The organism is Nostoc sp. (assembly GCF_036917635.1).
Taxonomy (GTDB): domain Bacteria; phylum Cyanobacteriota; class Cyanobacteriia; order Cyanobacteriales; family Nostocaceae; genus Nostoc.
In genome coordinates this window covers 46,039-66,400 of record NZ_JBALCW010000098.1, presented here as the reverse complement: position 1 = coordinate 66,400, position 20,362 = coordinate 46,039, and the positions used below count along the sequence as shown (strand labels likewise).

23 protein-coding genes and 1 pseudogene are annotated in these 20,362 nt (G+C 41.7%); 6 read left to right on the top strand and 18 right to left on the bottom strand.

The window, feature by feature from the left end; all coding sequences use genetic code 11:
- Nucleotides 1–86 precede the first annotated feature (86 nt).
- The 4 genes from V7K32_RS23800 to V7K32_RS23785 form a co-directional block, all read right to left on the bottom strand.
- On the bottom strand, nt 87–905 hold the full coding sequence (locus V7K32_RS23800) for a PD-(D/E)XK nuclease family protein (RefSeq protein WP_334996572.1): 819 nt from the start codon (nt 903–905) through the stop codon (nt 87–89).
- Between the two features lie 164 nt (nt 906–1,069).
- On the bottom strand, nt 1,070–1,273 hold the full coding sequence (locus V7K32_RS23795) for a hypothetical protein (RefSeq protein WP_100899691.1): 204 nt from the start codon (nt 1,271–1,273) through the stop codon (nt 1,070–1,072).
- A 14-nt stretch (nt 1,274–1,287) separates the two neighbouring features.
- Complete coding sequence (gene def / locus V7K32_RS23790; RefSeq protein WP_334996570.1) at nt 1,288–1,851, bottom strand: peptide deformylase; 564 nt, start codon at nt 1,849–1,851, stop codon at nt 1,288–1,290.
- Between the two features lie 824 nt (nt 1,852–2,675).
- Nucleotides 2,676–2,963 carry a Mo-dependent nitrogenase C-terminal domain-containing protein gene (locus V7K32_RS23785; protein WP_334996568.1) on the bottom strand — a complete coding sequence of 96 codons (288 nt, stop codon included), beginning with the start codon at nt 2,961–2,963 and terminating at the stop codon, nt 2,676–2,678.
- 789 nt (nt 2,964–3,752) lie between these two features.
- Between V7K32_RS23785 and V7K32_RS23780 the strand changes: the two genes are divergently transcribed.
- Both V7K32_RS23780 and V7K32_RS23775 read left to right on the top strand, forming a co-directional pair.
- A complete protein-coding gene (locus tag V7K32_RS23780; protein WP_334996567.1) occupies nt 3,753–4,655 on the top strand; it encodes a cell division protein FtsX in 903 nt (300 codons plus the stop codon).
- A 43-nt stretch (nt 4,656–4,698) separates the two neighbouring features.
- The gene (locus V7K32_RS23775; RefSeq protein ID WP_334996565.1) at nt 4,699–5,508 is read left to right on the top strand and encodes a DUF3598 family protein; all 810 of its coding nucleotides are present in this window, start codon (nt 4,699–4,701) and stop codon (nt 5,506–5,508) included.
- 39 nt (nt 5,509–5,547) lie between these two features.
- Here V7K32_RS23775 and V7K32_RS23770 read toward each other — a convergent pair whose 3' ends face one another.
- From V7K32_RS23770 to aat, 4 genes are all read right to left on the bottom strand, one after another.
- Entirely contained in the window at nt 5,548–5,886 is a 339-nt protein-coding gene (locus tag V7K32_RS23770) for a DUF5615 family PIN-like protein (protein ID WP_334996563.1), read from the bottom strand.
- Complete coding sequence (locus V7K32_RS23765; protein ID WP_334996561.1) at nt 5,883–6,107, bottom strand: DUF433 domain-containing protein; 225 nt, start codon at nt 6,105–6,107, stop codon at nt 5,883–5,885. Before V7K32_RS23765 ends, V7K32_RS23770 begins: the two co-directional genes overlap by 4 nt.
- Nucleotides 6,108–6,301: 194 nt before the next feature.
- The gene (locus V7K32_RS23760; RefSeq protein ID WP_334996559.1) at nt 6,302–6,511 is read right to left on the bottom strand and encodes a hypothetical protein; all 210 of its coding nucleotides are present in this window, start codon (nt 6,509–6,511) and stop codon (nt 6,302–6,304) included.
- A gap of 132 nt (nt 6,512–6,643) precedes the next feature.
- Nucleotides 6,644–7,219, bottom strand: a complete 576-nt coding sequence (aat, locus tag V7K32_RS23755) for a leucyl/phenylalanyl-tRNA--protein transferase (RefSeq protein WP_334996557.1) — start codon at nt 7,217–7,219, stop codon at nt 6,644–6,646.
- A gap of 100 nt (nt 7,220–7,319) precedes the next feature.
- On the opposite strand from aat, the gene V7K32_RS23750 reads away from it, so the two are divergent.
- Entirely contained in the window at nt 7,320–7,649 is a 330-nt protein-coding gene (locus tag V7K32_RS23750; RefSeq protein ID WP_334996555.1) for a hypothetical protein, read from the top strand.
- A gap of 77 nt (nt 7,650–7,726) precedes the next feature.
- Here the strand turns inward: V7K32_RS23750 and rpsN are convergent, their stop codons facing one another.
- From rpsN to V7K32_RS23715, 7 genes are all read right to left on the bottom strand, one after another.
- Nucleotides 7,727–8,029, bottom strand: coding sequence for a 30S ribosomal protein S14 (rpsN, locus tag V7K32_RS23745; RefSeq protein WP_292724399.1), 303 nt, complete (start codon nt 8,027–8,029; stop codon nt 7,727–7,729).
- A gap of 76 nt (nt 8,030–8,105) precedes the next feature.
- Nucleotides 8,106–8,777, bottom strand: coding sequence for an endonuclease III (gene nth / locus V7K32_RS23740; RefSeq protein WP_334996553.1), 672 nt, complete (start codon nt 8,775–8,777; stop codon nt 8,106–8,108).
- Nucleotides 8,778–8,800: 23 nt separating this feature from the next.
- Nucleotides 8,801–9,901, bottom strand: coding sequence for an RIP metalloprotease RseP (rseP, locus tag V7K32_RS23735; protein ID WP_334996551.1), 1,101 nt, complete (start codon nt 9,899–9,901; stop codon nt 8,801–8,803).
- 256 nt (nt 9,902–10,157) lie between these two features.
- Nucleotides 10,158–10,760 (bottom strand): hypothetical protein, encoded by a 603-nt coding sequence (locus V7K32_RS23730; RefSeq protein ID WP_334996549.1) that lies wholly within the window; start codon nt 10,758–10,760, stop codon nt 10,158–10,160.
- A gap of 124 nt (nt 10,761–10,884) precedes the next feature.
- Nucleotides 10,885–11,574 (bottom strand): hypothetical protein, encoded by a 690-nt coding sequence (locus V7K32_RS23725; protein ID WP_334996547.1) that lies wholly within the window; start codon nt 11,572–11,574, stop codon nt 10,885–10,887.
- A gap of 245 nt (nt 11,575–11,819) precedes the next feature.
- Nucleotides 11,820–13,100, bottom strand: a complete 1,281-nt coding sequence (gene serS / locus V7K32_RS23720) for a serine--tRNA ligase (RefSeq protein WP_334996545.1) — start codon at nt 13,098–13,100, stop codon at nt 11,820–11,822.
- A gap of 165 nt (nt 13,101–13,265) precedes the next feature.
- Entirely contained in the window at nt 13,266–13,844 is a 579-nt protein-coding gene (locus tag V7K32_RS23715) for a DUF3611 family protein (RefSeq protein WP_334996543.1), read from the bottom strand.
- A 652-nt stretch (nt 13,845–14,496) separates the two neighbouring features.
- Here V7K32_RS23715 and V7K32_RS23710 point away from each other — a divergent pair.
- Nucleotides 14,497–14,844, top strand: a complete 348-nt coding sequence (locus V7K32_RS23710; RefSeq protein ID WP_334996541.1) for a PadR family transcriptional regulator — start codon at nt 14,497–14,499, stop codon at nt 14,842–14,844.
- Nucleotides 14,845–14,903: 59 nt separating this feature from the next.
- Nucleotides 14,904–15,434: a cofactor assembly of complex C subunit B gene (locus V7K32_RS23705; protein WP_334996539.1), complete on the top strand. Its 531-nt coding sequence runs from the start codon at nt 14,904–14,906 to the stop codon at nt 15,432–15,434.
- 448 nt (nt 15,435–15,882) lie between these two features.
- On the opposite strand, the gene V7K32_RS23700 is transcribed toward V7K32_RS23705, so the two are convergent.
- Entirely contained in the window at nt 15,883–16,200 is a 318-nt protein-coding gene (locus V7K32_RS23700) for a DUF3155 domain-containing protein (RefSeq protein WP_334996806.1), read from the bottom strand.
- Between the two features lie 288 nt (nt 16,201–16,488).
- On the opposite strand from V7K32_RS23700, the gene V7K32_RS23695 reads away from it, so the two are divergent.
- Nucleotides 16,489–17,841 (top strand): GAF domain-containing sensor histidine kinase, encoded by a 1,353-nt coding sequence (locus V7K32_RS23695; protein WP_334996537.1) that lies wholly within the window; start codon nt 16,489–16,491, stop codon nt 17,839–17,841.
- Nucleotides 17,842–17,895: 54 nt separating this feature from the next.
- Here V7K32_RS23695 and V7K32_RS23690 read toward each other — a convergent pair whose 3' ends face one another.
- The gene (locus V7K32_RS23690) at nt 17,896–19,137 is read right to left on the bottom strand and encodes an S-layer homology domain-containing protein (RefSeq protein ID WP_334996535.1); all 1,242 of its coding nucleotides are present in this window, start codon (nt 19,135–19,137) and stop codon (nt 17,896–17,898) included.
- Nucleotides 19,138–19,542: 405 nt separating this feature from the next.
- Nucleotides 19,543–20,211 (bottom strand): annotated as a pseudogene (locus tag V7K32_RS23685) (S-layer homology domain-containing protein); the annotation flags it as partial.
- Between the last annotated feature and the right edge of the window lie 151 nt (nt 20,212–20,362).

Below are 20,362 nucleotides of genomic sequence, written 5' to 3'. Positions count from 1 at the left end.
CAGTGATGATTATTTGCGCCGACTTACTTAACTCCTAATTATTAACTTTTAACTGTTAGTTCGATAAAACAATCGTGCGGATAAAATTAAAGTGAGACTTCTTGAATGCTGTCAAAATTGGGCAATGAATCTTTCAGTGCTTCTTCAGTAGCTTGTGTGCGTAGTTTACCGCCGTCGGCATCGCACCTTTTAGCAAACTGACAATAATCACAGGTTTTGCTACCCTCCACCACTTGAGGAAACTGCTGGTTGTTTTGGTAATTTTTCAGCCAAATAGTTAACTGGCTTAATAATTGATTAAGTTTCTTTGCTATTTGTGTATGTTGAACAGTATTGTAATTAAATTTAATATTTTGTGGTTTTCCCTCAGATTGGACAAACCAGTAAGTCATCGAAATATTTTCTGGCAAATAGTCGCTAGTTTCTGCCAATACATACAAATAAAGCCGTGTTTGCCAGTTGGATTCTAAGTTGCGTTTATTGGGTGGTTTAGGATAAGTCTTCCAGTCGAGAATTTGCGCTTGTTGGTTATCTGCAATTAATAAATCATAGACAACCGTCAGCAAATAATCCTGAACTTGCAGAGTGCGGTAGTGTTCACTCTCACGGAAAGTTTGATTATCAGATGCAGCCGTTAAAATTTCTGGGGCTGCATCGGCAAAAGCTAGCATCCAGCTTTGCAGTTTAGCATCTGCTTGCAGGAAACTATCAATTGGCAGACCCATTTCTCGCTGCTGCATTAGCAAGTGAAAACGACTACCCAAAGTTTGCCGTTCTTCTTGTTCTGGATTTGAGGGCGAATTGAGTTTTTCTAGGTAAGTATGTTGGAATTTACGCGGACAAACTTCTAGTAAGTTGAGTTGTCCTTGAGACAGTCGTAGTAGTTGAGTGGGAGTTGACAGCATTCTTCTATTTTAGAAGCGATCGCTGGGGTTACAGGGTTAACTGTAGCGCAGTTAGTGACGCTAAAAACTTTTGGGGCAAGTGGAAGATGAAGAGCAAAAATAAAAGGTAAAAGGATAAACTTTGCATTTATTTCATCCTTTTACCTTTTTTATGTACCTGATGCTTATTTCATGTTAGCCCTTGCGTCCTTCACTGCGGCAAAGAAAAATAATCCTGTAAGTGGAATGCTCAATGCCAGGATAATCGCAGTGGTCGTGAAACCAAAATCTGGTCGTCCGTAACTGAGTTCAAAAATCGAACCGACAGCCGCGATCGCGCTTACACAAGAACCACCCAGAAATAAACCGCTTTTTGGAGTTAAATACACTACTAGCCCCCTACCTATGTTATTGGTTTCACCGCTTGATACGAGAAGCCATTCTTAGATAGCTCCTCGACTAAAGTCAAGGAGTTTTCCACACGGTCTACAAATACCACGCCGTTAAGGTGATCCATCTCGTGCTGAATGCAGCGTCCTAAAAGGTCATTAGCCTTTAATGTCCGGGGACGACCGTATTCGTCTTTATAGGCAATTTCTACGACTTCGGGGCGCTTTACGTCTAAATATACGTTGGGAATGCTCAAGCATCCTTCTTGGGCTACGGAGATGTCGCGGCTTACTTGTTTAATGATGGGGTTAATCAACACCAAGGGCTGATTAGCTGCATTCTCTGGTTCTAGGTCGATGACAATTAGTTGTTTGTGAATTCCCACTTGGGGTGCAGCCAAACCAATGCCATCTTTGCTATACATAGTTTGCAACATTTCGCGCACCACTTGGCGGAGTTCGTCATCTACTTTCGCAACTCGCTTTGCAGCTTGACGCAGGACGCGATCGCCTAAATAATGAAGCTCCAAAGGTGGATTTTTTAACTTTTTTTTCTCTACAGCAATTTCAGAAGGCATGAGTCTTGATGGCTAGATAGTGGAAATTCTTACTATCTTTATTCTATAAGACTCATATTTGATTTTTGAAATACATTTAGGGGAGCTAGTGCTTTGCAATTTAAGCTGAAATCTTCTGACTGTATGAGTTTTGCCCTCACCCCCAGCCCCTCTCCCATTTTTGGGAGAGGGGAGCAAATTCTCTAGTTCCCTGAATCCCAAAATAGGATTCGGGGTTAGGGGATGACGTTAAGTTGACACCAATGGCTTTCTGTCCCACCCCACAAGATTGGATAATTTATTTGTTGCAAGTCCCTAGAGAGGACTTTAGTCTTCAAATGATGACTGGAGCCGCTCACTACGAAATAATCTCAATATTTTTTACATTACTTAATCTAAACCAAATCTTAGTTGAGAACCGTAGTTTTCACCCTCTCCCTAAATTCCTCTCCCTCTCTCTGGGAGAGGGAGTTTGAAATTCTGGCTCCCCGAATCCCTCTCTCTGGGATTCGGGGTTGGGGGATGAGGGCAAATCCTTTTCATCATGGAAGAACTATAGGTTTCAAGATAGACGTGGTTTAATTTGATTTATTCTCACCGACTTACTTAAGCGAACACGAGTGCATCTTTTAGAGAAGATAACTAAATATAGCCAAAAATATGAAATCTACTTCAGTATACTTTAGCTTGTAGCCTTTAACTTTAGTTCCAGGCGGGTGAAGCAGCCAACACTTAAGCTGTTTTTAGGCTTTTGTTGACAATAATATCCTAATGATAACCGCTATATCAATCTTACTTAGTAAAAAGAATTTTTCAATCTATTTTTTATTGATGGAAACCTGTATTTAACAATATTTTTTTGCATCCTCACCACATTCATTGACTAAATATAATAAACATTTAAAACGAAGGCCAACTATTTGTTCATATAGAGGGTTAATTTTACACAAAGGTGGAATCTGAAGCAGAGTCCGACCGAAAACTGTAACAGTTCTTTCAAAAGGACAATTGGAGGGAATTACTTTGCACAATAGTTTGGCTACATGATAATTATGTATTTCTACAGACTCAAGTTGATATCGGATCTGGCTTAAGAAGTTATTATCCAAGTTGGCTTTATTTAAGGAGTTCATAATCTAAATTTCCTTCAATCAATCTTGTTTGTTCCTTTAAATTTACACCTCTCCTCAGATACTAAACATCGTAAAATTACCAAACTATTTTGCCCCTTTTTTGAAGTCGGTTATAAAAACAGTAAAATTGCTTAGAAAGCAGAACAGGTAGCTAATTGTTATCAATAACTCTAAGAGCGACAGTGAGTGTATAGACATCTCCGAAAAAGAATGTAGAGACGCGAAATTTCGCGTCTCTACAAGGGTTTCATTTTGCAGATATTTAACCCACATTCCGCACTTCAAAATGTATTATCTATCTTTTCAATAAAAATTCCTAATAATGTTCAAATTATTAAGTATTAATATTGAATACCATTGGCGATTTATGTTGTTGATTTAACCATTTTTTTCCACCTATGGGAAATCTACGCATATTACACGATGAAGTGCGGAAAGTCGGTTTAATTTTCGGAGATGTCTTATGTATGGTGAATAGCACCAAGATAAGGTAAATAGTCGAGAGACCAGGAGCCCAATACTACTCGGATAAGACCAAAAACCTTGTGTAGAGAAGCGAAATTTCGCGTCTCTACAGGTGTAAAACACTATCGAAAAATGCAAAAACCGAGCAGTATTGCTCAGGAGCCTACAGGAGCAAAGGAGCAGGAAGGAAGTGGCAATTTATAAAAGCTGATGTATTGGCAAACTTTGCACTATTGACTATAAATAGTGGTGTTATTGACGCAAAGACGCAAAAGCTGAACTTAGCGCCAAGGGGTTAAGTTCATTGAAATTTTGAGGTGATGTGTGTTTAAATCTCTTACGAAACTTGACTACCTGCTCAAAGAAACTTTCCTCGGTTTACTGCGGGGAGGTTGGATGAATTGGGCAGCTGTAAGTACTGTAACGGTGTTACTATTTTTATTCGGGTTGAGTTTGCAAACCTCTTGGCAAGTTGAAAAACTCCTCTATCAGTTTGGTAGTCAGCTAGAAGTTTCAGTTTATCTCGAACCGGATACGCGGGTAGAAACCATTGAGCCACTGATTGCAAAAATGCCAGAGGTAGCGGCGATACAAAGCATTACCAAAGAGCAGGCTTGGGCTAAGTTAGTTAAGGAAATGAGAATTTCTGATATTGAGGGGGCTACGCAACAGCTAGGTGAGAATCCTTTAGTTGACGAGATGAAGGTGAAGGCGCGTAATTCTCAAGTTGTACCAACTTTAGCAACGCAGTTGGCTAAGTTACCGGGAGTTGATACGGTGCAGTATGTGGATGAAGCAGTTAAACGCATTGCCCAATTGCACCAAGGTCTGAACTGGATTACTTTAACAATTACGATTATTCTGACTTTAACAGCGATCGCAGTGACTACCACCACAATTCGGCTGATTGTGATGGCGCGACGCCAGGAAATCGAAATTATGCAACTTGTGGGAGCAACCAGAGCTTGGATTTACCTCCCGTTTATTTTACAAGGAATTAGTTTTGGTTTGGTTGGTGGTGCGATCGCTTGGAGTTTTATTTCAGTAATTCAACAGTTTCTCGGTAAGTTGCTAGCCAATCAACCTGAATTTATTCAAGCTATCACCAACGGGGTGCAACTCACTCCAGCCCAAATTTTACTATTACCTCTGATTCTCTTAAGTTTCGGTGCAGCTGTAGGATTAATGGGAAGCTTATTCGCTGTCCGACGTTTTGCCAAAGGTTAATCATTAATCATTGGCCATGACAAATGACAAATGACAAAACCTTATGAAATCACAATGGGAATGTTTTCTGCAAAATCTCGGTGTATGGGAAGGTTCATTTACCAACTTTTCTCCCGAAGGTACACTTCTGACCGATACTCCTAGCCGGCTTTCTCTAGAAGGTTTGAACAATAACCAAACAGTGCTACTAACTCTGAGCCGTTCGGGAGGAGATGATGTAATCAGAGAATTTAGTTCTGTGGGAGGGGGTCTGTTGTTGTTTGAAAATGGTTCATTTTCTGAGGGTTTAATTCAGCTAGGTCCATTTTCCGAATTCGGTGCAGAACTCGCTTTTGTTCATGGAAATCGCCGCTTACGTCTGGTGCAACTGTTTGATAAAACTGGTAATCTAAGTAGACTAGTTCTAATTCGAGAGCATCTAGCCGGAAGCCCAGCAACAGAACGTCCACCTTTGCAGATAAATGATTTGTTGGGAGAATGGCTTGGCGAAGCAGTGACAATATATCGAGATTTGCGATCGCCTGATATTTACTCTACAACTTTGAAAATACAACTTGATGATACTGGGCGATTAATTCAAACTACCTCTTTTGGCCATCGCACAATTACCTCAACTGCTACTATTAAAGGTTCCATCGTTCTCTTTGACCAAGATCCCCAAAAGCAGATACAAGTATTATTGTTACCTGATGGCGCTTCTGCAACTTCTCCGCTAAAGGTGCAATTACGTCAACCCTTATTTTTGGAAGCGGGTTGGTTAATCCAGTCAAATCTGCGCCAGAGGATGATTCGCAGCTATGACGAGAAAGGCGAATGGGTTAGTCTGACATTAGTTACTGAAGAAAAAGTGTAAGGGATTTGAGAGTGCGATCGCTTTTGTTAGCCTGCACTGTTAATTTCCTGTGATTTCGACTAAAGCTTCACCAGATCGCAAAAGCTCTAATGCTTCTAGCAATGTTGAATTTAGAATCTCTTTCAATCTTGCATTTGACGTATTACCACACGTCAACCAGATAACTTGTGGTGGACTTCCAAAACGATTAACTAAGTCAACAAAGTCACTGTCTTTGGTGATGAAAATGACTCCTCTAGCCCTAGCTGCCTCGAAAATATCAGGATCTTCGGCATCTCTCAGCCCAACATCACGCAAAGCTAATGCCGTTATGCCGAATGTGATGGTGATCCAACTTGCAATTGCTGGTGACAGATGTGCATCTACCCAGATTGTCATGCAACCAAAACGGGATGATTGAGCTTACGTGAAGCGTATATAAGTGCTGCTTTAAGATCATCCGCTTCTAAATCGGGCATTTCTTCTAGGATTTGTTCGGCACTGAGTCCAGCCGCAAACAAGTCGAGTACATCTGATACCCGAATTCTCATGCCCCGGATACAGGGACGACCACCACATTGTTTGGGATTAACTGTAATTCTTCCAAGTAAGTCTGACATACGGTTTCACTCGGAGATAGTCTTTAACCTAGTATATGTAAGGTAGACGTTGCTGACATCACTTCTTACTAAGAATCTGAGCTATTATCCAATTTCAACCATTTGTCAACTTCTGAATGACTCTGAAAAAGTTTGGTTATCTCTCCCTCAAATTCAAATCCGTGAGTATGGACTACTCTATAGGTATACCAAAACTATTTGCATCCAGGGTAAGATCCCCCATCATCATATTCACGTTCGTATTCAATTGATACTCCATCTTTAAAATGGTGAACTCGCTTCGTTATCTCGATAGTGCTACCTGTTTGATCGTGTTTTGTTTCCGATTGAAAGTCACTGGTTACAATCTCGCAAGGGCTGGTTGCACCCTCAATCGCTTTAACGTAGTCAACAAGACACTTCATAACTGAACTTCTTTACCTTATGATTTCTTAAAACGTTATCTATCGCCCAACAAACAGCCTCAAAATCACACCTTCATTCAGGTATTATTATTACACAACAGAGAAAAGCTCTGTTAGAAAAATCGTCACTCTTTATACCAATAAACAACGACGTTGCAACGCTTGTTTAAGTAAAACTTGATATTCTTCATCTTCAACCCGATAAGCCCCAAACCTCTCCAAATGTGGATTCATCATTTGGGCATCAAAAAACACAAATTTCCTCTGACGCAACCTTTCCACCAACTTTACCATTGCTACCTTCGAGCCTTCAGGAATCCGGTAAAACATCGACTCGCCAATGAAAGCCCCACCAATAACAATCCCTAAAATTCCCCCAGCTAATTCGTCACCCTGCCAAGTTTCAAAACTAAAAGCATAACCACTCTGGTAAAGTAGCCAGTAAATCTTTTGTAATTCCGGTGAAATCCAAGTTGTCTCTCTGTCAGCACACCCAGCCACCACAGCTTCAAAATCCCGATTAATAGCCACACTAAAACGCTCTTGATTCAAGACACGCTGCAAAGACTTAGGGTAGCGAAACCGTTCATCCAAAGGAATAAAAGTTCGATCGCGACTTCCGTACCAACTCAAGCGATCGCTATCATCAGCCATGAGAAAATAGCCTTGTGCATAACCCTCAACAACAGCCGCGATATCATATTCCATAAATATAAAAAAAACACTCTTAGAAACGCAACTTAATGCTAATTCTCATCCTCAGCGTTCCTCTGCGTTTCCCTCCGCGTCCCTCTGCGTTTAAAAAAAAATGACTCAACCAATCCCACCCATCACCCTACCACCCCCTGAAAACCCTCTGCTCGAAGGAGAATGGTTACGAGAACGCTTACAACGGTGGCTAGATACAGAATTTATCCCCGAAGCAGTCAACAAAAACATTGCCCAACGAGCCGCCCAGATTTTTGTGCGTCAACGGATGGAAGGAGAAAATGACCTTGGTTCTCTGGTAATTGCCATTGTCACAGAGATGCAGTCCTATGATTTTTCTAATAGCTTTTATGGAGAGTTTGCGATCGCTAACGCCGTCAGCGATCTACTCTTAGAAAGTCTGGGAATTGATAAATGTTGTGGTCAATAATATTTTGTCATTTGTCCTTTGTCATTAGTCCTTTGTTCTTTACCAATGACTAATGACTAATGACTAATGACTCTTAACTACCAACTAGACTTAACAACTCCAGGTAAAAGACCTTCATGCGCCCATTCTCTCAGCACGTTCCGAGACAGTCCAAAATCGCGGTAAACTCCTCTAGAACGACCAGTCAGCCAGCAACGATTGCGGTGGCGGGTGGGCGCACTATTGCGGGGTAGCTGTTGAATCTTCCGGTGGATTTCCAGCTTATCCAAAGGAGATGCTGCACTTCTGAACTCTTCTAAGAGCGCTTCCCGCTTGTCAGCATACTTTTCTATCAACCTGGTGCGCTTTTTCTCGCGCTCAATCAAGCTCTTTTTTGCCATACATTTTTTAATTAATTAAAAGACAGCATTTTCCATTCTACAGTCTCTCCATCAATTCTGGGGTTACTTATGTCGCTTACCCTACAACCACCGGCTTATTTGCAGTAGGACATAAATCGGCAAGTTCACACGCAACACAAACTGGAGAGCGAGCTTTACAAATAGCACGACCGTGATAAATCAGCCGAATTGACCAATTTTCCCAATCAGGCTGAGGCAATAAACCCATTAAATCTTGCTCAATCCGAACGGGGTCTTTTGCTTGAGTTAAACCCAAACGTTCGCTAAGGCGCTTGACGTGAGTATCTACCGTCACTCCAACATTAATGCCATAACCATGACCCAGGACTACATTTGCTGTCTTTCGCGCCACACCTGGAAGCTTTAATAATTGTTCCATTTGGTTGGGGACAACAGAGTTAAACTCAGTGACAATCATTCTACACGCGGCTTGAATGTTCTTGGCTTTATTGCGATAAAACCCTGTTGAACGCACCAAGCTTTCTAATTCTACCAAGTCAGCGATCGCTAAACTCTCAGCATCAGGAAACCGATCAAACAAAGTTGGTGTCACCTTATTTACCCGCTCATCAGTACACTGAGCAGAGAGAATCGTTGCCACCAACAATTGTACTGGCGTTGAGTAGTTCAAAGAGCAAGTAGCATCTGGATAAAGACGCTTCAGCCGAGCTAAAATTTCTATCGCCCGTTGCTTTAAAGGTAAAAGTTTCTTTTCCCTATTCCCCACTCCCTACTCCCCACTCTCTATTTTCACTGAAACAATTTTTGTACCCACTCCAATTGGCTAGTTAATTGAGTAGTTTCTTTGACTATCAGAAAGATTCCTAACCCTAAGAGTAACACCAAACCGGTTTGCATTACACCTTCTTGAATCCGGGCGGGTACAGGCTTACCGCGTAAACCTTCAATCAGCAGAAAAGCGAGTTGTCCGCCATCCAAAGCTGGTAAAGGCAAAATATTGATAATAGCCAAGTTAATGCTGATAATTGCCGCAAAAGACAACAAGTTTACGCTATTGTCTTCAGCTAATTTTGCACCTATTTTGACAATATTAACTGGCCCAGAAACTTGTCCAGCAGTTTCTTTAAAGTTAGTAATTAACTGCCCAAAACCGCTAAGTGTACCAACAAATAATTGTTGAAACCTGTTAGCAGCAATGCCAAAAATTTCAAAAGGACTATTAGGACGACGATAAACTGCTGTAGCATTAGGACTAAGTGCCACACCAACTACACCTTTGCCATCGGCTCCCAGTTTTGGGGTTAATTTCAGGGTTTGTTGTTGGTTGTCACGTAGAATTTTCAGGTCGATTTGCTGATTGGGATGAGTTTGAATTTCTTTTGTCAGCAAAGGAGTTGACTTTTCAGAAGCCGGGAGTTCTTGACCATTAACAGCCAGAATAATATCTCCTTCCCGAATTCCTGCTTGATAGGCAACAGATTCTTGATTAACAGGCTGTACGGCGACACCAGCTTTATAGGTTAATTCTTTGGGAATGCCGACGATACCTAATTGTAGAACTAACACCAAATAGGCAAAGATTAAATTTGCGATTACTCCAGCACTGATGACGATCGCCCTGTCTAAAACTGGACGGTTACGCAGTAGATTTGGGTCATTGGGTGGAATATCGCTATCGGGGTCATCATCGGGAAAGCCGACAAAGCCGCCCAAGGGAAAGGCGCGGACAGCATATTCGGTTTGTGAACCTTGGTACTTTAAAAGAACTGGGCCAAAACCCAAAGAAAAGCGGTTAACGAGAATACCTTGAGAACGGGCTGCAACAAAATGTCCCAACTCGTGTACCAAAATCAAAACAGCCAAGACTGCGATCGCTGCTAAAACTGACATAGAGTAAATTAGTGAATATATTAAGCTATGGTTATCTCCATTCTAATTGGGCATTGGGCATTAGGCATTGGGCATGAGGCATGGGGCATTATTTCAAGTCAAAAGATGCATTAACAGTTAGCCAGGTAACTGCTTCTCCTCGTGCAAGGTGCGATCGTGGTTGCAATGATGGAAGGAAGTTGGTTAACCGCTTCACATGCAAAAAAGTCGCGGCAATACTAATCCAGACTGCATCAAAATCTAATAGACGATATAGTTAAGGATTGTAGGTAAACTGACTGTGAATAGCAACTCCGACGCAGGAAGTGGAACTATCCTGTTGGGAATCGTCTGTCTCTCCTAAAATATAAAGATGTTCATAATCCCAAAAACAAAAGCGATAAAGTAGCAATTTAGGAAAAACAGTATTGAGAAAATTGATTAAATTGGTAACATCATCTCGATCAAAATCTCTATCGTCAACAGAAAAGCTCCAACCTCCTCCTCCTTGAATTATAAATTTTTCAACTTGATAAATTTCAACTAAACCCGATGCTAACAAAGCATTATTAATTGCTTCTTCTTGACTATCTCCTGACCTTAAAATGATACTATGATTATGAATATGCCCGTAGCCACCATCATAGTAGCCATATATATTGATATTGCCTAATTCTTTAAGAATGCTATTAATTTTCCTCTCAACTTCTGACGACTTTTCTGCTTCTAAATTAGATCGCTTTTCTTCTCTATAAGGCGAACAGTGAATAAGTTCATTAATAAATTTAGGTGTTTCTTGGGGAACAGTTGCAGAAAGACAAATCCAATGTTGATGATCGGGAACTGTGCCCACAACAACCCACAGCTTGAATTTCTTCATCAGATGCCGCTAATACTGCCAAAACACGGGCTGAAGTCACCGAATTTTTCGCCACAGCCAACCGAATCTTAAAGACTTTATCCTCTGCCAACATCAGCAGGGTTTCTTCAGAAGTTGAGGGATTTTATGCCACCGCTAAACGTATCCAATCCCAACGACTTTGTGCTAAATTCGCTAATTGTTCTGCATCTGTATCGCAATCACACGCGATCGCATGCTGTCCTTGCACCAAGCGCACCAATTCCGGCGGACAACTGGGATTATATTGCACAGCCAGACGAATAGCTAACTCCAAGTCTCCCACCAAGGATTCTAAAATTGCTAGGGGGGCTTCTGGGCTTTCTGCAACTTGTAAACGCGGTTCTAGGCTGGGTTCTTGTGCCAAGCATTCCAGCAACTTGAGGTGATATCGTGGCGGTAAATAGGGGTTGCTGAGGGCTTGAATCAGATATCGACTAGGTACCCACTCACTGAGGAAGAACGGGGGAACAGGGGCAATCTTAAGCAGTTCAACTGCTAATTTGTCATTTTGCCCCAAATAGCAGGATTTTAACACTTCCTCAACGGCATTTTGCCCATCTCCACTGATTTCTCCTGCCCAGTTGATGTGTAATTGTGCGGCTTCAGCAACGGGCGCGTAGGGGCTATTAACTAAGACTTCTAGTAAGGGGCGTGGCGTTTGGGTATAACTCGCCACTGCTAGTTGGAAGTCTTTTGGTTGAGTGTTAAGCTGTGTTGGGTCAGCTAGAAACGGTTCTAAATCGGAAATAGTGAGCGATCGCAATAATTCCATTATCCCACCCCAAATCCTCATTGAAGGTCAACAGGATCTTATCCTGTTTGTTATTGCATTAGGATGTCCGCTTCCCCCTGGATAATCTATTTTCAAAAATTATTTATTACATTTATCTATGTATTGTTACATCAACGGCCGCCCAAAGTAATGGCTCGCGCATGAGACAAAAAATTATTTATACAAGAAGCTATTGGTCAAATGACCAATGACCAATGACCATTGTAGAGACCCGATTAATCGCGTCTCTACTGACCAATGACAAATTACAAAACTTCACGCCCTAAATAAGGTTGCAGCGCTTCTGGTATCCTCACCATCCCATCAGGTTGTTGATAATTCTCTAAAATTGCTGCCATCGTCCGTCCCACCGCCAAACCCGAACCATTCAGAGTATGTACAAACTGAGTCCCTTTCTTCCCCGCCTCTTTGAAGCGAATATCAGCCCGTCGCGCCTGGAAATCTATAGTATTGGAACAGCTAGAAATTTCGCGGTATTTACCAGAAGAAGGCAACCAAACCTCTAAATCATAAGTTTTCGTAGAAGAAAATCCCAAATCACCAGTACTTAAATTTACTACACGGTAAGGCAACTTCAACGCCTGTAAAATTGTTTCTGCATTCCCTACCAATTTCTCCAATTCATCAAAAGACGTACTGGGTTCGACAAATTTCACCATTTCCACCTTGTTAAATTGATGCAGGCGAATTAAACCCCGCATATCCCGCCCATAACTCCCAGCTTCCCGGCGAAAACAGGGAGTAAAAGCACAGTGGTAGATAGGCAAATCTTCAGCAGCAAGAATTTCACCCCGATAGAGATTTGTAACTGGAACTTCCGCCGTCGGAATCAGCCACAAGTCATCATCAGCGCATTTAAAGCTTTCTTCGGCAAACTTGGGTAACTGACCGGTCGCTGTCAAAGACTCGGTATTAACTAACAGAGGCGGACTGACTTCCACATAACCAGCTTGAGTATGAAGAGTCAGCATAAATTGAATCAATGCCCTTTCCAATGCCGCACCAGCGCCTATCAAAGTCACAAAGCGACTTTGGGCAACTTTGACAGCCCGTTCAACATTGAGAATACCCAGCTTTTCGCCAATTTCCCAGTGAGGGAGAATATTTGGATTTTGAGGAATGTACTCATCACCCCAACGGCGTACTTCTACGTTATCTTCCTCATTTTTACCAAGGGGTGTAGAGTCGCTTGGTAAGTTGGGAAGTGCCAACACAAGTTGGGCAATTTCAGCTTTGAGATTTTTTTCCTGGGGTTCGAGTTCACTCAACGTAGCTTTGACAGAGTTACCTTCATCCCGCAAAGCTTGAATTTCTGCGTCTTGAGGATTTATCCCAGATTTAATCTTCTGCCCGACAATTTTACCAATTTCGTTGCTCCGAGCTTGGAGTTGACTGCGCCTTCCCTCAAGTTCCCGTTGTTGCCGATCTAACTGTAAAATCGGTTCAATGTCGTATTTACCACTACGACTATTCAATCGTTCTTGAACTAATTGCGGATTTTCCCGTATTTGCTTGATATCCAGCACAGATTTTTCTCAGTTTTTAGCCTATTATCTTCCTGCCAACACATCAGCATATACTGATTTTGGCTTGCCACGAGCAGAAAAGCAAACATAAAAATTTTGCCCTGCCAATCTTACCAGGGCTAGAAAAATTTAAAATCCAAAATTTGGTATTACTCCTGTGATTTTCTAAGGACGGTTAATGCGATTGAGCAACCAAAGCGATGCAATAACCCCTGCAAAATGCGCTGAAACTGTGTTGGTGTTTGCCTGTACCACAAGCATATCTAGACCGCTAATAATTCGGGTGGGATCAAATAATTGCGTAGTTATAGCTTGCGGGGATATGGATCTTGCTACTAGTGTACCGACGATCGCTTGCGCCCCTAAAAGAGTTACCAGCGTTCCCCCTAAATTCACCCACAGCCCTAAGCGTAATACTTGCACAGTCTCGCTTTTGCGAGGACGGTTGGTGGGATTGGAGGATTCCAATTGCTTGCCAATTCTAGTGTATCGGTAAGCTAAATAAATCCCTCCACCCAAAATAACCAGTCCACAAATTGCTAAAAATACGCCAAAGCCAGTCCCCGGATTATTAGTAGGACTGCCAGTTCTTTGATTAAAGACGGCAAACAGCAGCACAATTATGCTAGAAACAACGCCTAGTACTAACTGAATCCAGAAGCTAATCCAGCCTGTAAGGCGAAAAGTTTGGGCAATTGCCCGCAGAGTCGAGGAAGATGATGGAGCATCGGGAGTTTGTGACATAAACTGATCGCTAAATATGCTAGGCGCTTGATTAAGGAACGCGAGGACGAGGGACGCAAAGAGTTCTTTACCCGCGTCCTTGCGTTTCCCCGTCTTCTTTCCCCCCGCCTTTGGGTCTTCTTTGATAAATTTACTATCACACTTGCCATAACAGACAAAAGATTCTCTTTTTGAGATAAATCAGTAATGGTTAAGCTTTAAGTGTTTTCACTGCCGTAGCAGCTTTAACCCAGACATATCCCTTAGCGTAAGCTTTCAGAATTTGCATTGGAAAAATCACTATAAAACAAAGTGTTTATGAACTTTTACAGACAAAATAGCATTTTACCTGTAAAATTTCTTCGATGGCATTTTATTGCTTAAGCAGTTCTAACTAGCTCGGCATCACTTAACACCAAGACAGTGACAAAGTCAGTGTCTGTTCGCTCCTCACCATATCCTATCGAGCTTGAGTAGGGATACACTATTTGGTGCTCCTAAAACTCGTAAACTCGTCCCACAACTTCACAGGCGTGGGTAATTATTTCATATTTACGCAATGGAAATCTAGTCTAAGTAGCTTTATATATTACTCACTTAGCAGTAGCACTATATACTAACTACAAGGATTGTAGACCCTACCCTAAGGCATTTTTTTAGCCATTCACTAACCATGAAACTTGAGGATATATATCAATTCTTTGAGAATCCTCCGCCAACTTACCTTTGTCAGGAAGTAGCAGTTTGTTACATACTGTCTGTTTTATTACAAGGGGAATCTTACGGAACTGAGTTGATTGAGCAATTAGAAACTGAATATCCAACCTATAGACTTTCGGATACCGTACTTTATAGTGCAATCAAATTTCTGGAAGATGAAAGGGCAATCACTGGATATTGGAAGAAACTCGAAGGACGAGGACGCCCCAGGCGAATGTACCAAGTTTCTCCAGAATGGCAAGTTAAAGCGCAGGATTTAACTTTTCAATGGCTTGACTACATCAATAGGAGGACAAAGTAACGAATAATGAATAATTGATAATGAATAAGTCTTCTCCAGTCAAACAATAACAATTAGTTATGGATACTGCTATTCTGCCATCTACGTTCCTGCTAACCTTGTTGTTATCGGTTGGGCTGTTTTTCTTTATTCGGGCCTCGACTAAAGACCGCATAGAAACAGCACAATTGGTATCCGAGCAAGACGAAGCTGCTTTAATGTCTCAATTAAAAGAGTATTTTCGCTCGCGGTCTTACCGAGTGGTAGAGGTAGACCGAGAACAAAACAAAGTGATTTTTGAAGGTAATGTTCGCCCCAGTTGGTTCTTAGCTATATTTTTAACTCTGCTGGCAGCGAGTGGTATTGTTTGTCTATCACTAGTCGTGTACCTGCTTTTTCCTAACCTGAGTACCTTTGTTCTACCTATGGTACTGCTGTCGCCTTTGAGTGGTCTATTTTATTGGAAAAAATCTGGAAGACTTGAGAAGGTGTCGCTTAAAGTAGAAACAACTCAGAGCGAACAAACCTCCTCAAGTAAAATTACTGTAGTTGCCCATCGAGATGAACTATACGAGTTACAGAGGACTCTACAGCTTAAGGCTGGTGAATAATTGTTGGTTTTTATGACCATCTCTTAACTATGAAATGCAGACTTCTGATCTGACCTACTCTTTAGGCAATGGAAAGTAGGAAGGAGGAAATCAAGACTTCTGCTTTGTCAATTTTCCACACGACACAAGTCGTGGGGAAAATTTAAATTCATTAACTTAAATTTGTTGACAGAGCTTGGTTAACAATTTACGGCATAAGAGCGCAACTTCACTAGCGCTTTTAGAGGCGCTTGGCTCTATACCCACTTCCTTCTGTACCATGACACTAGTATCAATCCATGCAATCTAGCGTGGTTTGACACAAGTTGATTTTTGAACTACCTGGCTAGCCTTAAAAAGCAAATCAGCTCCAAACTAAAAAAAAATTAAATTTTGCATAAACTTAGCAATTTTGCCAGTAAATGATAGTCAGGAGCCACATTCAATGCGTAAGATGACCGTTTATGGTTCACCGACTAGCTAAAGCTTGAGGTTCTTGACCTGGTGAAGGTTCTAACACCCTCAAACTAGGAAACAAGAAGTGGTTTTCCTCTACGTATTGAGCACCAAAGAGTCCCTTTTCTGCCCAGAAATAACGGTCTGTGGTGTGTTCATTTCGCTTTACGAGTAGCAGCGCAGGTGGCAAAATACCTTCAGCTTGAATGAATCTTCTTGCTGCTGTCACAGGTTTTTCTTCGCCACTTTCGATGCTATATTGAGGCACATGTTCCAAAATACGCCGTCCTTCCTGACGACGACGACTTTTCCTTTTGCGTCTCCTTGCCAATCTATTGTCCTCCTCTTTCAAGCTATAGATTGTAGTAATAGCTACAAAATCCGTCGCCATTATATAAGTTCTAGTTCAAAATATCAATAGTTTTTCACCTTTTAATTTAAGAAAATTAATATATATATTTGGAGATAAAGAAAACAAAACTACCTAAGAATATAATCCCTTAGTACAGACACATCACTAAAAAGATTTTAGTTAAGCTTTATTAAATGGTGAGGTAAAAACTAAGTATCTTCTCTTAATCATGCCTCAAAATCTGTAATCTTGAGGAAAAGCTAAAAAATGTTAATGTCTGCCAGTTCTGATTTTCTTGCTCTATGTCGAGAGCAAATAGCGCTGCTAACCCAAGGGCTGGGAGCAACTTTAAGTATTGTGTACCTGACACAAGAATTGGTAGAGACTCCTTCGGGTGAGTCCAAACTGATTCCTGTAGTGATTTACCCGGAAACAGTATTATTACCACCAGGAGAGGAGAATGCTGAAGCGACAGTACATAAGCAGCTTCAAGTTGGAAATGTGTTTATATTACCCAATCAACAGAGAAGGTTATTGACAGCAGGATCAGAATCTCCAACTTCGTCACCGGAGTCTGAGATCCCAGATGCGTCTGGGCCACATCTAAAAGAGGAATACTTATTTAGTGGCAACCAAATTGTTTTACCTCTGGTTTATGAGGGTGTGATGATGGGGTTACTAGTGACGGGTAGGAAAGATCGAGCATGGAATGAACACGAGGAAAGTCAGATTCAACGGATAGCGCAAACACTGGCGATCGCTTGTATTTTAGATCAACGGCGAGCATGGTTTGAGCAGCAGTTGCATGAGCAACAAGTTCTCCAAGAAAAACAGCGAGATTTGCTCGATAACCTGTTGCATCAGTTTCGTAACCCTTTAACGGCGTTGCGGACTTTTGGTAAACTGCTATTAAAAAGGCTTAGACCAGCAGATACCAACCGAAATGTAGCAAATAGTATTGTGCGGGAAAGCGATCGCCTCCAAGAATTGCTGCAACAATTCGATCAAGTAATTGACTTCACAGAAACAGATTTAGCACCACTACATCTCCCCGAAGAAGTATTTGTGGAAGCAACTATCCAAAAAGACGCGAAACCGCCGCTATTATTGCCGGGAACGGGAGATAAAGCAGTTGACTGCTCGTTAGCAGATATATTAGAACCATTATTAATATCAGCCAAAGCGATCGCACAAGAGCGAAAGCTAAAACTAATAACTGAAATTCAAGAAAATTTACCCCTAGTACGTGCCAACATCAAAGCATTACGAGAGGTGTTAACTAACATTATTGATAATGCTTTGAAATACACTCCCACTGGTGGCAAAATTTTAATTCAGGCGGGGCAAAAAAAGGCTAATTTTCAGGGAATTGTCATTAGTGACAATGGGCCAGGCATTCCCCCGCAAGATTTAGAACATCTTGGAGAACGGCATTATCGGGGTGTACAAGCGCAAACAGAAATCCCCGGTACTGGTTTGGGGTTAGCGATCGCAAAACAATTAATAGAGCAAATGCAGGGCGAAATCGAGGTTTTCAGCCCTGCAATAAACTCTAAGCTAACTTCACCCGATGCGCCGGGAACTACATTTATTATTTGGTTACCGGAAGTGGAAACTTAGTTAGGAGTTAGGAGTTAGGAGTTAGGAGTTAGGAGTTTGGGACCTCACTCCTAACTATTTTAGTGAAACCAACAAGTTTTGATTGATGGTCATTTGTAAATCGGTATTTGGGTCAATAGCGATTAAGTCAACACTATTCTTGCCGAAGAAGAGACCAACTAACGCACCGATACCAGCACCACCCAAGACTTCTTCTGTGGCGATCGCGCGATCGCCTGTGACGGCAGATACCGCAGTTGCTGCACCTGCGCCCAACACAGTATCTTTGATAATTGAACCAATACTAGTACCCTTCTTGACGGTTTCAGTTTTGGTAATCACGTCTGAAGTCGCGTTAAGCTGATACTCCTGACCATTGGTCAAAACCAGTTTTTCGGCAACGAATTGAGAACCACCTGTAGCAGGTTTGAGTTGACCAATAACCTGACTACCAGCAGGAATCACTACAGATCCGTTTTGCGTAACCACGTTTTGGGATACTGTCAATGTCAAAGGCGCTGTTTCATCCTTTGTAACCAGAATTTTTTCTGCCTTGTCATACTTGACAGGGATAGCAGTCCCTTGAGCAATTGTCACAGCTACAGGCGTGGGAGTAGTAGACCCGACAGCCACTACATAAGGCGAGTTAATTGCTGAGACTTGATTAGAACTAACCAACGCTTGGTAAATAAAAGCTGCTACCTGGGCGCGAGTGGCGGTTGCGGTTGGATTCAGGAACTTGACATTAGGATAGTTCACCACAATTTGCTTCTCTGTTGCTGCTGCTACAGGGCTACGGGCATAGCTAGCGATGTTAGAAGCATCGTTGAAGTATTGCAGAGTGCTTTCGGTATTACCGCTAGAACTATATTGCAGACCATTAGCGAGAGAAACTAAAACCTGCTGACGGGGAATAGCTTGGTTAGGCTCAAAACGATTTCCAGGATAACCTGATAAGAAACCAATGGTATAGGCTTGCTCAATGGCACTGGATGCCCAATAGTTGCTGGGTACATCAGTAAAATTGATTGCCTGTCGTTGCGCTGGTTTTTGGAAAGCTTTGTTGACCATAGCGGCAAATTGAGCGCGTGTCACTGCTTCTTCAGGGCGGAAAGTACCATCAGGAAATCCGGCAATTACACCTCGTCCTGATAATTGTTGAATAAATTGTGCTGCCCAATAGTTAGATGAAACATCAGAAAAAGTAGTTTGAGCAAAAGATGGTGAAACTGTAATGAAAGGCGCTACAGTAACGACTGTGGCGCTTAAAGCCATGAGTGCAGCTGTTCCCGATTGCAAACGATTTAAAGTAAACATTAATTTTTAATCCCGGTATAATTATGTTTTTTACTGTTAATTAATTAGACATTTACTCAAGTATAAGGTTCCCCATTATTTCTAGTTTTTGTAAAAACCATTACTAAAGTAATGCAGTCATCATCTCAAAGTTTTTGTTAATAAAAGTAGTGTAATCACCCAACTACTTCTTAACACAATTTTTTTACTATTAATTAATTAGATAATTACTGAAGTTTAAGGTTCGCAACTATTATGAGTCCTATAGAATAGTTACTGTTAAAAATGAAGGCGATCGCACACTATAGTTAAAGTGGCGATCGCCTATCAGAGATAATTAAAACAATTCGCAATTCGTAATTACCAATAGAGCCTCCGGCCTGCTTTGCGAACGCAATTACGAATTATTTAATTGCTGGGGTTTGGCACGATATATGCCGAGTTAATTGCTGGGGCTTGATTAGAACTAACCAGTGCTTGGTAGATAAAAGCTGCTACCTGGGCGCGAGTAGCAGTTGCGGTTGGATTCAGGGACTTCACATTCGGATAGTTCACCACAATTTGTTTTTCAGTTGCTGCTGCTACAGGGCTACGGGCGTAGCTAGCGATGTTAGAAATATCGTTGAAATACTTCAGAGTGCTTTCGGTATTGCCACCAGAAGTATATCCCAGACCGTTGGCGAGAGAAACCAAAACCTGCTGGCGGGGAATAGCCTGGTTAGGCCCAAAGCGATTACCAGGATATCCTGCTAAGAAACCAATGCTATAGGCTTTCCCAATGGCACTGGATGCCCAGTAGTTGCTAGGCACATCAGTAAAAGCGATCGCTTGCCGTTGCTGTGATTTTTGGAAAGCTTTATCAACCATAGCGGCAAATTGAGCGCGTGTCACAGGTTCTTCAGGGCGGAAGCTACCATCAGGAAATCCGACAATTACACCTCGCTGTGACAATTGTTGAATAAATTCTGCCGCCCAATAGTTAGATGAAACATCAGAAAAAGCAGTAGTTTGAGCCGAAGATGAAGCAGTAGTTTGAGCCAAAGATGTGGGGGAGCATCCCACTTGGATGGGTTTGTTTTGCAAAGTATAAGTCATTAGCTCACAAACTAAACTTGCCGACTTAGACTCTACAGAAGTCCGCCTTGGCGGATTTTGTTTATCTAGCTTCGATTTCCAATTGCTAGATATTTTTTCTAGATTGGGATGCTTACTTAAAAACTCTGAGTCTGCAACAACATCATGAGAT

Bases quoted from the DNA above. Each gene is read 5' to 3' on its own strand.
- V7K32_RS23800 (WP_334996572.1), bottom strand. From the start codon at position 905: ATGCTGTCAACTCCCACTCAACTACTACGACTGTCTCAAGGACAACTC.
- def (WP_334996570.1), bottom strand. From the start codon at position 1,851: ATGCCTTCTGAAATTGCTGTAGAGAAAAAAAAGTTAAAAAATCCACCT.
- V7K32_RS23785 (WP_334996568.1), bottom strand. From the start codon at position 2,963: ATGAACTCCTTAAATAAAGCCAACTTGGATAATAACTTCTTAAGCCAG.
- V7K32_RS23775 (WP_334996565.1), top strand. From the start codon at position 4,699: ATGAAATCACAATGGGAATGTTTTCTGCAAAATCTCGGTGTATGGGAA.
- V7K32_RS23770 (WP_334996563.1), bottom strand. From the start codon at position 5,886: ATGACAATCTGGGTAGATGCACATCTGTCACCAGCAATTGCAAGTTGG.
- V7K32_RS23765 (WP_334996561.1), bottom strand. From the start codon at position 6,107: ATGTCAGACTTACTTGGAAGAATTACAGTTAATCCCAAACAATGTGGT.
- V7K32_RS23760 (WP_334996559.1), bottom strand. From the start codon at position 6,511: ATGAAGTGTCTTGTTGACTACGTTAAAGCGATTGAGGGTGCAACCAGC.
- aat (WP_334996557.1), bottom strand. From the start codon at position 7,219: ATGGAATATGATATCGCGGCTGTTGTTGAGGGTTATGCACAAGGCTAT.
- V7K32_RS23750 (WP_334996555.1), top strand. From the start codon at position 7,320: ATGACTCAACCAATCCCACCCATCACCCTACCACCCCCTGAAAACCCT.
- rpsN (WP_292724399.1), bottom strand. From the start codon at position 8,029: ATGGCAAAAAAGAGCTTGATTGAGCGCGAGAAAAAGCGCACCAGGTTG.
- rseP (WP_334996551.1), bottom strand. From the start codon at position 9,901: ATGTCAGTTTTAGCAGCGATCGCAGTCTTGGCTGTTTTGATTTTGGTA.
- V7K32_RS23730 (WP_334996549.1), bottom strand. From the start codon at position 10,760: ATGAAGAAATTCAAGCTGTGGGTTGTTGTGGGCACAGTTCCCGATCAT.
- V7K32_RS23725 (WP_334996547.1), bottom strand. From the start codon at position 11,574: ATGAGGATTTGGGGTGGGATAATGGAATTATTGCGATCGCTCACTATT.
- V7K32_RS23715 (WP_334996543.1), bottom strand. From the start codon at position 13,844: ATGTCACAAACTCCCGATGCTCCATCATCTTCCTCGACTCTGCGGGCA.
- V7K32_RS23710 (WP_334996541.1), top strand. From the start codon at position 14,497: ATGAAACTTGAGGATATATATCAATTCTTTGAGAATCCTCCGCCAACT.
- V7K32_RS23705 (WP_334996539.1), top strand. From the start codon at position 14,904: ATGGATACTGCTATTCTGCCATCTACGTTCCTGCTAACCTTGTTGTTA.
- V7K32_RS23695 (WP_334996537.1), top strand. From the start codon at position 16,489: ATGTTAATGTCTGCCAGTTCTGATTTTCTTGCTCTATGTCGAGAGCAA.
- V7K32_RS23690 (WP_334996535.1), bottom strand. From the start codon at position 19,137: ATGTTTACTTTAAATCGTTTGCAATCGGGAACAGCTGCACTCATGGCT.